This is a genomic window from Veillonella nakazawae, assembly GCF_013393365.1.
Taxonomy (GTDB): domain Bacteria; phylum Bacillota; class Negativicutes; order Veillonellales; family Veillonellaceae; genus Veillonella; species Veillonella nakazawae.
Window position 1 is genome coordinate 605,754 of the sequence record NZ_AP022321.1, and the last position, 14,491, is coordinate 620,244.

Annotated in this window: 14 protein-coding genes and 1 tRNA gene; all 15 read left to right on the top strand. The window is 36.5% G+C overall.

Annotation, left to right across the window (positions count from 1 at the left end; translation table 11 throughout):
• Positions 1 to 305: 305 nt before the first annotated feature.
• The 15 genes from VEIT17_RS02645 (at position 306) to VEIT17_RS02715 (ending at position 14,446) form a co-directional block, all read left to right on the top strand.
• Positions 306 to 641, top strand: coding sequence for a cupin domain-containing protein (locus VEIT17_RS02645; RefSeq protein WP_178884644.1), 336 nt, complete (start codon positions 306 to 308; stop codon positions 639 to 641).
• A gap of 71 nt (positions 642 to 712) precedes the next feature.
• Positions 713 to 1,780 (top strand): zeta toxin family protein, encoded by a 1,068-nt coding sequence (locus VEIT17_RS02650; RefSeq protein WP_197923045.1) that lies wholly within the window; start codon positions 713 to 715, stop codon positions 1,778 to 1,780.
• A gap of 15 nt (positions 1,781 to 1,795) precedes the next feature.
• Complete coding sequence (locus VEIT17_RS02655; RefSeq protein WP_178884646.1) at positions 1,796 to 2,818, top strand: helix-turn-helix transcriptional regulator; 1,023 nt, start codon at positions 1,796 to 1,798, stop codon at positions 2,816 to 2,818.
• Positions 2,819 to 3,186: 368 nt separating this feature from the next.
• Positions 3,187 to 3,453: a SemiSWEET family transporter gene (locus tag VEIT17_RS02660; protein WP_105089477.1), complete on the top strand. Its 267-nt coding sequence runs from the start codon at positions 3,187 to 3,189 to the stop codon at positions 3,451 to 3,453.
• 199 nt (positions 3,454 to 3,652) lie between these two features.
• On the top strand, positions 3,653 to 4,681 hold the full coding sequence (locus VEIT17_RS02665; RefSeq protein WP_105089476.1) for an AraC family transcriptional regulator: 1,029 nt from the start codon (positions 3,653 to 3,655) through the stop codon (positions 4,679 to 4,681).
• A 385-nt stretch (positions 4,682 to 5,066) separates the two neighbouring features.
• On the top strand, positions 5,067 to 5,969 hold the full coding sequence (ttdA, locus tag VEIT17_RS02670) for a L(+)-tartrate dehydratase subunit alpha (protein ID WP_105085995.1): 903 nt from the start codon (positions 5,067 to 5,069) through the stop codon (positions 5,967 to 5,969).
• A complete protein-coding gene (ttdB, locus tag VEIT17_RS02675) occupies positions 5,969 to 6,580 on the top strand; it encodes a L(+)-tartrate dehydratase subunit beta (protein WP_105089475.1) in 612 nt (203 codons plus the stop codon). The genes ttdA and ttdB overlap by 1 nt, the downstream gene beginning before the upstream one ends.
• Before the next feature lie 103 nt (positions 6,581 to 6,683).
• Positions 6,684 to 7,952, top strand: a complete 1,269-nt coding sequence (locus tag VEIT17_RS02680) for an SLC13 family permease (protein ID WP_178884648.1) — start codon at positions 6,684 to 6,686, stop codon at positions 7,950 to 7,952.
• 362 nt (positions 7,953 to 8,314) lie between these two features.
• Positions 8,315 to 9,985, top strand: a complete 1,671-nt coding sequence (locus tag VEIT17_RS02685) for a formate--tetrahydrofolate ligase (RefSeq protein WP_178884650.1) — start codon at positions 8,315 to 8,317, stop codon at positions 9,983 to 9,985.
• 150 nt (positions 9,986 to 10,135) lie between these two features.
• On the top strand, positions 10,136 to 10,753 hold the full coding sequence (locus VEIT17_RS02690; protein ID WP_178884652.1) for a cyclodeaminase/cyclohydrolase family protein: 618 nt from the start codon (positions 10,136 to 10,138) through the stop codon (positions 10,751 to 10,753).
• 260 nt (positions 10,754 to 11,013) lie between these two features.
• On the top strand, positions 11,014 to 12,342 hold the full coding sequence (locus VEIT17_RS02695; RefSeq protein ID WP_105089472.1) for a nucleobase:cation symporter-2 family protein: 1,329 nt from the start codon (positions 11,014 to 11,016) through the stop codon (positions 12,340 to 12,342).
• Between the two features lie 218 nt (positions 12,343 to 12,560).
• Positions 12,561 to 13,001 (top strand): MOSC domain-containing protein, encoded by a 441-nt coding sequence (locus VEIT17_RS02700; RefSeq protein ID WP_105089471.1) that lies wholly within the window; start codon positions 12,561 to 12,563, stop codon positions 12,999 to 13,001.
• Between the two features lie 25 nt (positions 13,002 to 13,026).
• Positions 13,027 to 13,992, top strand: a complete 966-nt coding sequence (gene moaA / locus VEIT17_RS02705) for a GTP 3',8-cyclase MoaA (protein ID WP_105089470.1) — start codon at positions 13,027 to 13,029, stop codon at positions 13,990 to 13,992.
• Between the two features lies 1 nt (position 13,993).
• Positions 13,994 to 14,296, top strand: a complete 303-nt coding sequence (locus tag VEIT17_RS02710; RefSeq protein WP_105089469.1) for a hypothetical protein — start codon at positions 13,994 to 13,996, stop codon at positions 14,294 to 14,296.
• A gap of 74 nt (positions 14,297 to 14,370) precedes the next feature.
• Positions 14,371 to 14,446: transfer RNA gene (locus VEIT17_RS02715), tRNA-Lys, on the top strand.
• The last annotated feature ends 45 nt before the right edge of the window (positions 14,447 to 14,491 follow it).

Below are 14,491 nucleotides of genomic sequence, written 5' to 3' on the forward strand. Positions count from 1 at the left end.
ATATGGACTTACAAGTTTTATATATGTAGCATTTATAAATTAAGCATATTGAATATTTGTAAGATTAATAGATATAAATAACAAGACGAGGTCTCTATGGCGGCCTCGTCTATATGTTTATATAAGTATATAAAATTACTTCAATTCTGTTGCTGTAGACACTGAAATTAAATCTCAATTAACTTATAATAAAGTCAACAAAAGGATAGTCCTTTTAGTTATATCAATTGAGTTTTGACAAAATTTATTTCAATCTACTTTTTAATTATTTCTACTATCAAATAGTTATATAAGGAGTGATTTCTATGAGTAAGACTTTCACAAAAAATATCCCAGTCAACGAAATTTTACATCTAGGCGAGCGTTTAGAGTATAAAGAGGGGCAAGTGATTAGTATTACGATAGCTCAAAATGAACGCCTCAGTGTTACCTTGTTTGCGTTACCAAAGGGCGAAGAAATCTCAACACATGTAACTGTAGGCGATGCGATTGTGCAAATTCTTGATGGTGAGGCACACATCGTCGTCGGTGATGTGGAACATACTGTGAAAGCTGGTGAAACATTGATTATGCCATCTGAAGTGCCTCATAGCCTCGATGCCCGAGAAAACTTCAAGATGCTGTTGACCGTAGTTAAATAAATATATCATAATGAATGCATCCTTTGGATTATAAGGGGTGCATTTTTAATGCGTTGAGAGAGGTCGAATGTATGAATGTCGTTGAACAGTATAATTTAACTTTACAAATAGAAGTTCTAAAAGAACAAAGCGCGGAAACATTAGCGCGTCTCTGTAACTTAGTTGAGGGGAGTGGCACTAGTGACTGTGTAGAGCTATTAAAAGCATATTCTCATATTGTAAATACAGAGTTATATTTAGCTACGTCTATACATGAGTTAGATATTCTAAAGTTAGATATGGTTAAACTTGAAAATACTATTAAAGAGTCATTAGCACAAGCTTCTCACGACATTAGTGATGTTAAAGCTGTTAAGGAGACTAGTGATGTACAAGCTATTGAGTCCTATAGTTCTGAAGACTTTGATAAGGCCTTAGAACGTACCATTGATTTCTTAACATTTAATAAAAATATATCTAGTACACCTCGTGCTGTTATTTTAGGTGGACAAAGTGGAGCAGGAAAAACCACAATTCATCGTGTGAAAATGCTAGAGTCAAAAGGTAATTATATTGTTATTGATGGCGATACATACCGTGCTCAACACCCGTATTTTAGAGAGTTACAAGAGAAATATGGTGTTGATAGTGTAGATTACACAAAAATGTTTGCAGGTAAGATGGTAGAGGCTGTAATTGATAAATTAAGCTCTTTAAAATACAATTTAATTATTGAAGGCACATTACGTTCAGCGGCAGTACCAATTAATACAGCTACATTATTAAAATCTAAAGGCTATACCGTCGACTTTTGTTTGATTGCCACCAAGCCAGAGTTATCTTATTTGACGACACAATTACGTTATCTAGAAATGCTTCTAGTAGATCCGTTGCAAGCTAGAGCGACACCTAAAGAGCATCATGATGGAATTGTAAAATCCTTGGTCGCTAATATTACTGAATTAGAACAGAGTGGACTTTTTGAAACTATTCAAGTGTATAAACGTGATTTAGAACAAGTATATAACTCAAAACTGTGTACTGAATCAATTGGAACTGTGGTAGATAAAATTTTATTTGGTGATTGGACTTCAGCAGAAAAGGATTTGTTGGCGGTAGGTAGAGCACAAGAACAAAAGCTGCAAAAGCAGTTATATTAAAGGACTTCAGAAATTATGGATTATTTCGACTATTCATATAAACATAATTACATAGAGTTTAGCAGTAACATATATAGAGTTGGCACATATCATTACAACTGGCATAGTGAGACGGAGATTCTTATTTTATTAAAAGGCCAAATGGAAATGAGTTGTAATGGTGAGGCATTTACGATGGAACCACTTGATGTGGTCATTATCTCTCCTCAAGTGGGACATGCCACATTAGCTTTGGAAGAGGATGTCATTGCCTTTGTCATGCATGTAGGAAATGAATTTTACCAACAGTATGATCCAGATTTTGGTGCCTATCAATTTGTATTGCGTTCAGATAATAGTACTCGTCATAATCAATTCTTTACAACCTTACGGCATCATGCAGCTATGACGATGTTGTTGATGACTAAAGGTGAAAGCCCGGTACATCGAATGTGGATAGAGCATCATTACTTAGCATTGGCTGGGGATGTATTTAGAGAGTTTGATCCCATTAAAAAGATTCATGAAAATGCTAGACCTGGTGATATGAAACCAGCAACGTTCGATAAAATGATTGCCTATATTGATGAGCATTATGAGCAGAAAATAGAGTTGGAAGATATTGCAAAAATTGGGGGCTATAATGTTGCCTATACATCTCAGTTCTTTAAAAAGCAAATGGGTATTTCTTTTGTTGAATATGTTTTGCGTTTGAGACTTCGAGAGGCTACCCTTTGTTTAATTAACACCGATACGGCTGTGGCACGAATTGCGAGTGATTGTGGCTTTGCCGATGTTAAAGCTTTTAATGTGGCTTTTAAAAAGCATTTCCACATAACCCCAACAGAATATCGCAAACAAGTAAAGAATATTGGGCGTAAAACGACATTGCAAGACTGTAAGGAAATTATTTCTGTAGAAAATCAAGATGTTCTAAATCTACTGCACTCATTCTTATCCTATGAAGATGATTCACGAGCGAAGGATGAGTTAGAATTCATGAGTAAAAAGTTAGAATATTTGAAAGAGAAGTTAGCTGATGTTGTAAAAGACTTATAATTAATTCCGTATATTTTGATAGAATATATATCTTCATAGCCTAGGGCGCATTAGCAAAATATTAGCAAATATTTTTGATACATATATAAACGTTAGAATTGGGTGATTTTCTATATAAAAAATCATCAAATAGTTACCTAAAAAGCACTACTGTTGATAAGTAGTGCTTTTTTTGTACCTTTTATGGGGGCGGATTTATAGATTGTCGTGAAATCAAAATATAATAAATCAAAAGAAAATCATCGTTTTATGTAAGGTTTACTAGAAAAATTATCTTTTAATTTGGATAGTTAGATTCCTTAAAATGAGTAGAATATACTTCATCAGGTATTACAAACAATCGTAAATTAATCATTTTGGAGGATATAATGAATCAAGTAAAATTTATGGAAAACGTAGGTAAAGTTGCAACAGTTACAGCTGTAGCTATGTATGTATCTTACTTCCCACAAATTATGAACAACTTAGCACATCCAGGTACTGGTGATTGGATCCAACCTTTAGTAGCAGCTATCAACTGTACATTATGGGTGTTATATGGTTTGTTTAAAGAACATAGAGATATTCCAGTAGCATTAGCCAATGCACCAGGTATCTTCTTCGGTTTAGCAGCAGCAATTACAGCTCTTATGTAATTTTTAATTAAGTGTAATAGTAACAGTAATGTGTATATCAACATTTTAGCAGGCTTAATAGATAAAAATTAAGTTACTGTTGACCTTAGTTAAATATATATATCATAATAAATGCATCCCTTGAATTTCTAAGGGATGCATTTTTTATGTAAATAATTGATAGGTACTTGTTTGACTTTATAAGGGGTGTTACGTTGTTATGGATTACTTTCACTATACCTATAAACATAATCATATAGATTTTAATAGTGATATATATAAGGTTAGTACATATCATTACAACTGGCACAGTGGTGTGGAAATCCTAATTTTGTTAAAGGGTAGAATTGATATGAGTTGTAATAGTGAGGTTTTTACTATGGAGCCTCTTGATACAATTATTATTTCTCCTCAAGTAGGTCATGCTACGTTGGCCTTAGAGGAGGATACGACTGCTCTTGTTATTCATGTAAGTAAGGAGTTTTTCCAATATTTTGATCCTAACTTTGGAATGTACCAATTTGTATTGCGCTCAGATAAAACTAATCGGTATAATCAATTATTTACGTCCTTACGTCATCATGCAGCGCAAATGATGTTACTAATGGTGAATGGTGAAAGGCCTGATTGTCAATTACGGTTGGAGAGTCACTATTTAGCCTTGATTAGTGATATATATCGTGAAATTGATACGGTTAAGACTACCCCTGTACATACAAAGCCTGTTGATATGACTGTAGCTACCTTTGATAAAATGATTGCTTATATTGATGAAAACTATCAGCAAAAGATTGAGTTAGAAGATATTGCTAAAATTGGCGGTTATAATGTGAACTATACATCTCAGTTTTTTAAACGCCAATTAGGGGTTTCCTTTTTAGAGTATTTATTGCGGTTGAGATTACGAGAGGCTACAGTTCGTTTGGTTAACTCTGAAGATGGAGTGGCACATATTGCAAGTAGCTGTGGTTTCGCAGATATTAAAGCCTTTAATGTAGCTTTCAAGAAACATTTCCATACAACACCATCTGAATATAGAAAGCAAGCAAAAGAGATGGGACGTAAGACAAAATTACATGATTGGAAGGAAATTATTTCTACAAAGGAAGAAGATATTATAGATATTTTACAAACTTGTTTACCCTACCAAGATGAATCTATCAATAAGGATAGATTAGAGGAGGCTAATCAAAAGTTAAAGGCTGTTAGAGAACAACTTGAGCTGGTTATAAGAAATTTACAATCATAATTTTCATTGTTATAATACTTTGTAGTTAGTTATAATTTTATGATTTTGAAAATTAAAATTAAGGTAGATATACAATCATTAGGTATAGGTGATTTTGTATATTTGATAAGCATATAAAAATAAATGATGAAAGAGCACTTCCTTTTGATAGGTAGTGCTCTTTTTTGTATTTCTAGATAGGTGTAATTGTATATTTTAGAGGGGTGAAAATATAATCATATAGATGGTTTTGTATGAAATTACTGTTTTTTTACAAGCAAAAACAACTTGTAAATTGGATAGTTATATTCTGAAAAAAGAGTAGAATGAAATCATCGAAAGGAACTAAGGTTCCGAAATAGAAGTTATTGAGTCTTAAATAATGAAGTCCTTTTGGAGGTTTGCGATGAGTACGAAGGAACAACAAGTACAAGAAATGACTAATAAGATAGCTAATTTCATTTCTTATATGGCAAAGGTATTGCCTGATGATGTACAAGAAAAAATTCATGAATTGGCGCAGGATGAAAAAAATCCTATGGCCAAATCTATTTATGAGACAATGCAACATAATATGGATTTAGCAGCTCAGCTTAATCGTCCTTCTTGTCAGGATACAGGGGTCTTACAATTTTGGGTAAAGGTTGGATCTAATTATCCATTACTAGGAGAATTAGAAGATATTCTAAGAGAAGCAACCTATAAGGCTACACAAGAAGCTCCATTACGATTGAATTGTGTAGAAACCTTTGATGAATTTAATACTGGTAAAAATATTGGCCTCACTGCACCTTATATTCACTGGGATATCATTCCTGATCGCGATGATGTAGAAATCTTCCCTTACATGGCTGGCGGCGGTTGCTCCTTGCCAGGGTCAGGTAAAACATTGATGCCAGGCGAAGGCTATGAAGGTGTTGCTAAGTTTGTTCTTGATTTGATGACAAGCTATGGATTGAATGCGTGTCCTCCACTATTGGTAGGTGTAGGTATTGCTACAACTATTGATACTGCGGCTGATTTATCTAAAAAAGCATTAATGCGTCCTGTATCTTCAAAAGCACCTAATGAAAAAGCGGCTTATATGGAACAATTGTTAGAGGATGGAATTAATAAGATTGGTATTGGACCTCAAGGTATGGGTGGGGATAAAACTGTATTAGGTGTTAACATTGAACATGGTACACGTCATCCATCTGTTATTTCTTGTGCTGTCAGTGTAGGTTGTTGGAATCATCGTCGCGGCGATCTCGTATTTGACAAGGATGGTAATTGCACAGTTAAATCTCATAAAGGAGTGACATTATAATGGCTAAGAAAATATTAACTACACCTATTCAACAATCTGATTTAGCAGGCATTAAGCCCGGCGATGTGATTTATTTGACTGGGCATATTACAACTTGTCGTGATATGGGGCATCGTCGTGTGGTGGAAGAAGGTCAAACGTTACCAGTTGACGTTAAAGATGGTGCTATCCTTCACGCGGGCCCAATTATTCGTACTATAAGCGATAATGAATTTGAAGTAGTATCTGTAGGACCTACTACATCTATGAGAATGGAAAAATTCGAATATGACTTTGTTAAGAAGACCGGTGTCCGTCTCATTGTAGGTAAAGGTGGGATGGGCCCTGAAACAGCACGTGCATGTAAAGACTTTGGCGCACTACACTGTGTATTCCCTGCAGGCAATGCAGTTCTTGCTGCTACAGAAGTCGAAAAAGTAGAATCTGCTAATTGGCGTGAATTAGGTATGTGTGAGACTTTGTGGACTTTTAAGGTAAAAGAATTTGGTCCGCTTATCGTATCTATTGATGCAGATGGCAATAACTACTTTGAAAATAAAAAAGTAGAATACAATGCGAAAAAAGAAGAGGTGTTAGAAGAGCTCTATAAACACGTAGGCTTCATTAAATAATTGCATTGTGAAATGTAACTAAATAGGAGGATTATACGGATTTTGTACAATCCTCCTTTTTTGCACCCTTTTTTAGGTATATTACACGTATTAGGAGGTATATATGGATACGAGTGTAATGATAACTCTTGGCTTCTTGGTATTTGCCATCGTCATGTTTGCGTGGGAGAAAATTCCATTGTCTATTACCGCTATGATCGTAGCTGTAGGCTTGCATCTAAGTGGAGTTTTATCTGCTAAAGAAGCATTTGCCGGTTTTGTAGATCCAAACGTTTTACTATTTATGGGCATGTTTGTTATTGGTGAAGCCTTCTTTGCAACAGGTGTTGCTGTAGGTGTAGGTAATGTAGTTCATAAGTTTGCTAAAACTGAAACATCTTTACTTGTTGCAGTTATGATGATTACAGGTATTTTATCTGGTTTCTTATCTAATACTGGTACAGCTGCTGTACTGATTCCTGTAATTATCGGTATTTGTAAAAAGAGTGGTTTTAAACAAACTAAACTATTGATGCCTCTTGTATTTGCTGCAGCTATGGGTGGTAATATTTCTCTTATCGGTGCGCCTGGTAATATGATTGCGCAAGCAGGTTTACAACAGGCAGGCTTAGGCTCCTTTGGTTTCTTTGATTATGGTCTAGTAGGCTTACCAATCCTTATCGTAGGTACTATATTCTATGCTACAATTGGTAAACGTTTCTTACCAGATGCTCCAAGTCATCAACCAGATGGAGCCTTTGAAGGCAATGACGATTATAGCCATGTACCGTCTTGGAAAAAATGGACTGCTGCAATTGTATTAATTTTGACAGTTGTTGCTATGATCTTTGAAAAACAATTAGGTGTAAAACTTTATGTAAGTGCCTGGATAGGTGCTCTTGTATTAGTTGCTACTAATGTTATTAGTGAAAGTGCAGCTGTTAGATCTATAGATATGAAAACAATCATGCTCTTCGCTGGCTCTATGGCCCTTGGGGACGCAATGGTTAAAACAGGTACTGGTTCTGTAATTGCAGATATTATCGTAAATAGCCTTGGTGCTAGTCCATCTCCAATTGTTGTTCTAGTAGTAATCTTTGTGCTTGGTGTGTTCATGACGAACTTCATGTCTAATACTGCTACCTGTGCATTATTGGTACCAATCGGTCTTAGCTTAGCATCTCAATTGGGCTTCGATCCAAAAGCGGTGCTTGCAGCTATCGTAATCGCTAGCTCCTTAGCGTATGCTACCCCAATTGGTATGCCTGCGAATACTATGGTATACAACATTGCTGGTTATAGCTTCATGGATTATGTGAAAGCTGGTTTGCCACTCATCGTTGTATCTAGCATAGTAGCGCTTATATTGTTACCAATTTTATTCCCATTTTAATGAGATAATATAAGTTTTTTAGAAAGAGCCCTAATGTATGTTGCATTAGGGCTCTTTCTCATATGTGCAATAGGTAGTGATAAACGTATTAGATAATATAATTTAGCTATTAGATGTTTTAGATGTTTTAGATGTATTATACGTATTTGACGTATTAGATTTTCTATACGTCTTAGGCATCTTAGATCTATTAGATATATTACTAAATTTGTTAGTGATTACTATTAGACAATCAAGAGACTTTCACATATAATAGAGTAATGTAAGTGTACAAATATACATTCACAGTAGACAAAAAGTAGATAAAGTTTATTAATAGTTGTTATATAGGTTTAATGTGGCCATAGTGCCAAGGAGGCTTTATGTTAAGCGATATTGAGATTGCCCAACAGAATAAAATGGAAAAAATTCAGGTCATTGCAGATAAATGCGGATTAACACCTGATGACATTGAACAATATGGTCATTATAAAGCGAAGATTTCTTTTGATGCTATTCGTCGCTTAGAATCTAAAGCTGATGGTAAATTAGTGCTCGTTACGGCTATTACACCGACGCCAGCAGGTGAAGGGAAGTCTACAACGAGCATTGGTCTTGTACAAGGCTTACAAAAAATTGGCAAAAATGCGATTGCCACATTGCGTGAGCCATCCTTAGGTCCTGTATTTGGCATTAAGGGTGGTGCAGCAGGTGGCGGTTACGCTCAAGTTGTACCGATGGATGATATTAATCTTCATTTTACAGGTGATATGCACGCTATTACAGCAGCTAATAATTTATTGTCCGCGATGATCGACAATCACATCCATCAAGGTAATGAATTGCAAATCGATTTGCGTCAACTTTCTTGGACTCGTGTTTTAGATATGAATGACCGTGCACTTCGCAACGTAACTGTAGCACTTGGTGGCAAAGTGTGCGGTTTCCCACGAGAAGATCACTTCATGATTACTGTTGCTTCTGAAATCATGGCTATTCTTTGCTTGGCTAAAGATCTAGAAGATTTAAAAGAACGCTTTGGTCGTATCGTTATCGGCTGTAATTTAGCAGGTGAGCCTGTTTATGTTCATCAACTTGGTTGCCAAGGTGCGATGGCCCTTCTTATGAAAGATGCCATAAAGCCGAATTTAGTACAAACATTAGAACATACACCAGCTATCGTTCACGGTGGTCCATTTGCTAACATCGCTCATGGTTGTAACTCCATCGTAGCTACAAAGCTTGGCCTTAAATTAGGCGATATCGTAGTTACTGAAGCTGGTTTCGGTGCTGACTTAGGGGCTGAAAAGTTCCTCGACATTAAATGTCGTTACGGTGAAATTTTCCCTGATACAATTGTAATCGTAGCTACATTGCGTGCTCTTAAAATGCATGGTGGTGTGCCTAAACAAGAACTTAGCACTGAAAATGTTGAGGCCGTTACGAAAGGTTTCAGCAATTTGCAAAAAGCTATTGAAAACATGCGTTACTTCAATGTGCCTGTATTGGTAGCAATTAATAAATTTGCTACCGATACCGATGCAGAGATTGCTGAATTGACTCGTCTCTGTGATGACTTTGGTGTACCTGTAGAGCTCAATGAATGTTGGGAAAAAGGCGGCGAAGGCGGCATTGATATGGCTAAAAAAGTCGTTGAATTGCTTGAAGGTTCTAAACCAACACCTAAATTTGTATATGCTTTAGAAGATAGCTTAGAAGAAAAGGTAAATAAAATCGTTAAAACCATTTATGGTGGCGATGGCGTTATCTTTACAGATAAAGCTAAAAAGCAAATTAAACAATTAGCTGATTGGGGCCTTGATCGTTTACCTGTATGTATGGCAAAAACACAATACTCCTTATCTGATAATCCAGCTTTATTAGGTGCGCCAAAAGGATTTACTATCACCGTATCCGATATTCGTGTTGCTAATGGAGCAGGCTTTATCGTATGCCGTACGGGCGATGTAATGGTTATGCCTGGTCTTCCTAAACGTCCTGCCGCTCTTAATATGGATATCGAAGCAGATGGTACGATTAAAGGTTTATTCTAATATAAATTCCTTGTAGTAGACAATTTTTTTACTGCCGATTGGTAGTGTCTACTTTCACTAGTTTATATATTGTGTTACCTGTATATTTTTATAGAAATGACAAAGCGATAACAAGGATAGCTTGTTATCGCTTTTACATGAGGTCTTGTTATGAATTTAGTAGAACAACGTGTTGTAGATTTTGTAGCAGCTACTGCATCTAAAGAACCAACTCCAGGTGGTGGGGCCATTGCGGCCTTAACGGCTGCAACTGGTGCAGCATTAGCTGAAATGGTGGCGAATTTAACCTTTAGTAAAAAGGGATATGAAGATGTTCAATCTGAAATGAAAGATCTTCAAGCTAAAGCGGAATCTATTCGTAATCGCATGCTCGAATTATCTCAAGCTGATGCAGATGTATTTAATATCTTTATGAATGCCTTAGGTTTGCCAAAGAATACAGATGAAGAAAAGTTTAAACGTATTGCCGCTATTCAACAAGCTTATAAAGATGCTGCGATGGTTCCCTTTGAAATCGGCGAGTTAGCTTATCAAATCTTTGATTTAGCAGCGTTAGCATCTAAAAAAGGTAATCAAAATCTTATTACTGATGGTATTATTGCTGCAATCAATGCTCGTGCTGCAGTAAAGGCGGCATTCCTAAACGTACGTATTAATTTATCCGGTATTAAAGACGAAGCATTTGTAGCTGATATAACCACAAAAATGAAGGCTATTGAAACAGGTTTAGATGATAAAGAAGCGGCAATTATAGCGTTATATGTATAGCCAGCTCAAAATAGCAGATTAAAATAGCAGATTAAAATAACAAGATATACGACTGTATATACTAATAAATAATACTTTTAAATAATACTTTAAGTGAATTCGAACTATTGAGGATTTTAAAAACCTAATGTTCGGAAAAATTTAAAAGAGAACTTATTATTTCTTTTAAAAATAATGAGTTCTCTTTTTTCTATTGTTAAAATCCGAACGATAGTGTAAAATGAATGGGTGTTATTTCGAGGTTTGATGTAGGAGACATTATGACAGATCAAAAACAAATGAATACGGTCGATAGTATGTTGCCAATACCACAGCTCTTTGCCTTTGGTTTACAACACGTACTGGCCATGTATGCAGGTGCCGTTGCTGTACCTATTATTGTGGCACAGGCCATGAACTTACCTATGGAAGATTTGATTCGATTAATTACGGCGGACTTATTTACCTGCGGTATTGCCACATTAATCCAAACATTAGGTTTTGGTAAAATTGGTGGACGTATTCCGATGATCCAAGGTGTTACCTTTGCTTCTGTTGGACCTATGGCCATGATTGGCGCTCAGCATGGTATGACTGCTATTTATGGTGCTATTATCGTAGCCGGTTTATTTACCTTTTTGATAGCGCCATTCTTCAGTCGTCTTATTCGCTTATTCCCACCTGTAGTTACAGGTACAATTATTACCATTATCGGTATTAACTTGATGCCAGTTGCTATTAATTGGATGGGTGGCGGTGTAGGTAATCCTCAATTTGGTAGTTTTACCAATATTGGACTAGGATTTCTTACCTTCTTAATCGTCGTATTTGTTTATAAATTTGCCAAAGGATTCTTTAGTAATCTTTCTGTATTAATTGGTTTGATTGCAGGTACAGCGATTGCGTTTGCCATGGGTGTTACAAACTTTGATGAAGTTGGTCATTCCCACTGGATTGCGTTTATTGAGCCTTTCTATTTCGGGTTACCAACCTTTGATTGGGCGTCTGTACTTTCCATGATTATCGTAATGCTCGTAGTTATGGTAGAAACAACTGGTGATAGTATCGCTATTGGTGAAATCGTAGATAAGCCAATTGGTCGTAAAGAACTTGCTTCTATTATTCGTGCTGATGGGGTATCTACAATTATTGGTGGTATTCTTAATAGCTTCCCTTATACAGCATTCGCTCAAAACGTTGGTCTTATTGCCGTAACAGGTGTTAAGAGCCGCTTTGTTGTAGCTGCATCGGGTGTAATCTTGATTTTATTGGGGTTATTCCCTAAATTAGCGGCTATCGTAGCTAGCATTCCGAATGCCGTGTTGGGTGGTGCTGGTATTGCTATGTTCGGCATGATCGTTGCTAGCGGTATTCGTTCCTTAGGCAAGGTTAGCTTTGAAGGCAATCATAATTTAATGCTCGTAGCTATCAGTATTGGTGTAGCTATGATTCCAATTGCAGCGCCAAACTTTTATGCTAATTTCCCTGCGTGGGCACAAATTATTTTAAAATCTGGCATCACTTTCGGTAGTATTATGGCAATATTGCTTAATTTACTACTTAATGGTGTTAATCGTGGTGACGAAATTAAAGAAATGGGTCGTCGATAAAAATTACTAAAAAAGAACTCTGTTCCTTGGAGCAGAGTTCTTTTTTAGTGATTAAATTCACAGGAAATTTGTGTGAATACTATGCTATAATAGATAGATAATTGTAGAATAATTTTGTGATGCTTTCAGTAACATGAAAATTATAAAAATGACTGCAATTACATGTTGAAATAAAGTTATGTATATATGGTATGTTCCCATAAGAAGGGAAGGGTTACATGGCAGACGGAAAAATTATTGCTATCTCCATTAGTGAGAGAAAAGGGCAAAAGAAACATAATATTGAATCCGCTAATCTTATCGTAGATCATGGTATGGAAGGTGATGCGCACGCAGGCAATTGGCATCGTCAAATCAGCTTGCTTGGTATTGCAAGCATCGATCATATGCGTGCCCAAGGAGCGGATGTAAAACCTGGTGATTTTGCAGAAAATATCACTGTTGAAGGTATGGTGCTTTACGAATTGGCTGTAGGCACACAATTACGAGTTGGTAAGGATGTAATTCTTGAAATTACTCAAATTGGTAAGGAATGTCATCATGGCTGTGAAATCATGAAACAAGTAGGATCTTGTATCATGCCTACACAAGGCATCTTTGGCAAAGTCCTTAAAAATGGTACGATTCACGTAGGTGATGAAGTATCTATTATCAAATAACTTAGTCGGATAAACGAGGTGTGTTATGAAAGACGCATGGGGCCGTACAATTGAATATGTACGTCTGTCATTGACAGATGCGTGTAATTTTTGTTGTCCCTATTGTCGACCTGCTGAAATTACACCTCAAAGTCAGACACAATTATTATCAGTTGATGAATGGATGACTATTTTAGGTGCCTTCCATCGTATCGGCGTGAAAGCGGTACGTTTAACTGGTGGCGAGCCATTACTATATCCTCATATTGAAGAGCTTTTAACTCGTATCAAGGATACTGGTTGGTTTGAAGATATATCTATGACTACTAATGGTAGCTTGCTTGCATCTCGAGCACAACGATTGAAAAAACTTGGTTTGAATCGAGTGAATATCAGTCTAGATTCTCTTGAAAGTGATGCCTTTGCCACTTGTGTAGGTAAAGAGGGGCAGCTAGATTCCGTATTAGATGGTATTCGCAGTGCTATTAGCGAGAATTTTAAATCAGTAAAGATTAATACCGTATTATCTCGCCATTGGTCTGATGATGAAGTTAAATCTTTATTACAGTATGTAGAAAAGTGGCCTGTTGTATGGCGTTTTATTGAATATATGCCATTCCAAGGCGATGCGTTCCATGGTCCAACCTTTGATGAATGGAAGGCTCAATTAGAACGTGTTAGTGGAGGTCCGCTTACAGAAGTACATTCCGTTTATGGCTTTGGCCCTGCTACGTATTTAGCGCTACCAAGTGGAAAGGCTGTAGGATTCATCTTTTCTATGTCTCATAGCTACTGCGATACATGTAATCGCGTTCGTCTTACATCGGATGGGCAAATGCGTTTATGCTTGTTGCGTGATGATGAGGCTGATCTTGTATCTCTTGTGCGCAATGGTGCGACCGAGGAAGATTTAGCTTTGCATATTGAACGTGCATTGCAACGAAAGCAAGAACGTCATGATGGCGTAGGTATGGAACAACCAGAACGTCCTATGTGGCGCATTGGAGGATAATATGGGATTTTTTGATTTTCTAAAACCAAGATCAAAGGAACATATTGAAGAATGTTGGCCTGGTGGCAAGATGCTTCAAGTCCATATAGAATACGATACAAAATCTGCTGTCATTACCTACAAGGGACGTTATGGATTGCAATTTAATGTGCCAAAGGCTGATGTGACAAACATTATTATTAAAGAGGTAAGTCGTACGCATAGTGTTCTTCAACTATATAGTGGTACTGACTGCGTAGGAACTAGTGATATTCTCCCTACGGAGGCTTGTAATACGATGAAGGATTGGCTAGGACGATATTGATGTATATGTTTTATAGGAATGTAATAAATATTCTTTACATTCCTATAAAATAGGCATATAATTAGTCGTGTCATGGACCACTAGCTCAGCTGGCAGAGCACCTGACTCTTAATCAGGGTGTCCAGGGTTCGAACCCCTGGTGGTCCACCAAAATAAACCCGCACTTTGGTGCGGGTTTTTCTTGTTATTGCCTTT

Bases quoted from the DNA above. Each gene is read 5' to 3' on its own strand.
- VEIT17_RS02665 (WP_105089476.1), top strand. From the start codon at position 3,653: ATGGATTACTTTCACTATACCTATAAACATAATCATATAGATTTTAAT.
- VEIT17_RS02710 (WP_105089469.1), top strand. From the start codon at position 13,994: ATGGGATTTTTTGATTTTCTAAAACCAAGATCAAAGGAACATATTGAA.
- ttdA (WP_105085995.1), top strand. From the start codon at position 5,067: ATGAGTACGAAGGAACAACAAGTACAAGAAATGACTAATAAGATAGCT.
- VEIT17_RS02645 (WP_178884644.1), top strand. From the start codon at position 306: ATGAGTAAGACTTTCACAAAAAATATCCCAGTCAACGAAATTTTACAT.
- VEIT17_RS02660 (WP_105089477.1), top strand. From the start codon at position 3,187: ATGAATCAAGTAAAATTTATGGAAAACGTAGGTAAAGTTGCAACAGTT.
- VEIT17_RS02690 (WP_178884652.1), top strand. From the start codon at position 10,136: ATGAATTTAGTAGAACAACGTGTTGTAGATTTTGTAGCAGCTACTGCA.
- VEIT17_RS02650 (WP_197923045.1), top strand. From the start codon at position 713: ATGAATGTCGTTGAACAGTATAATTTAACTTTACAAATAGAAGTTCTA.
- moaA (WP_105089470.1), top strand. From the start codon at position 13,027: ATGAAAGACGCATGGGGCCGTACAATTGAATATGTACGTCTGTCATTG.
- VEIT17_RS02680 (WP_178884648.1), top strand. From the start codon at position 6,684: ATGGATACGAGTGTAATGATAACTCTTGGCTTCTTGGTATTTGCCATC.
- ttdB (WP_105089475.1), top strand. From the start codon at position 5,969: ATGGCTAAGAAAATATTAACTACACCTATTCAACAATCTGATTTAGCA.
- VEIT17_RS02685 (WP_178884650.1), top strand. From the start codon at position 8,315: ATGTTAAGCGATATTGAGATTGCCCAACAGAATAAAATGGAAAAAATT.
- VEIT17_RS02655 (WP_178884646.1), top strand. From the start codon at position 1,796: ATGGATTATTTCGACTATTCATATAAACATAATTACATAGAGTTTAGC.
- VEIT17_RS02700 (WP_105089471.1), top strand. From the start codon at position 12,561: ATGGCAGACGGAAAAATTATTGCTATCTCCATTAGTGAGAGAAAAGGG.
- VEIT17_RS02695 (WP_105089472.1), top strand. From the start codon at position 11,014: ATGACAGATCAAAAACAAATGAATACGGTCGATAGTATGTTGCCAATA.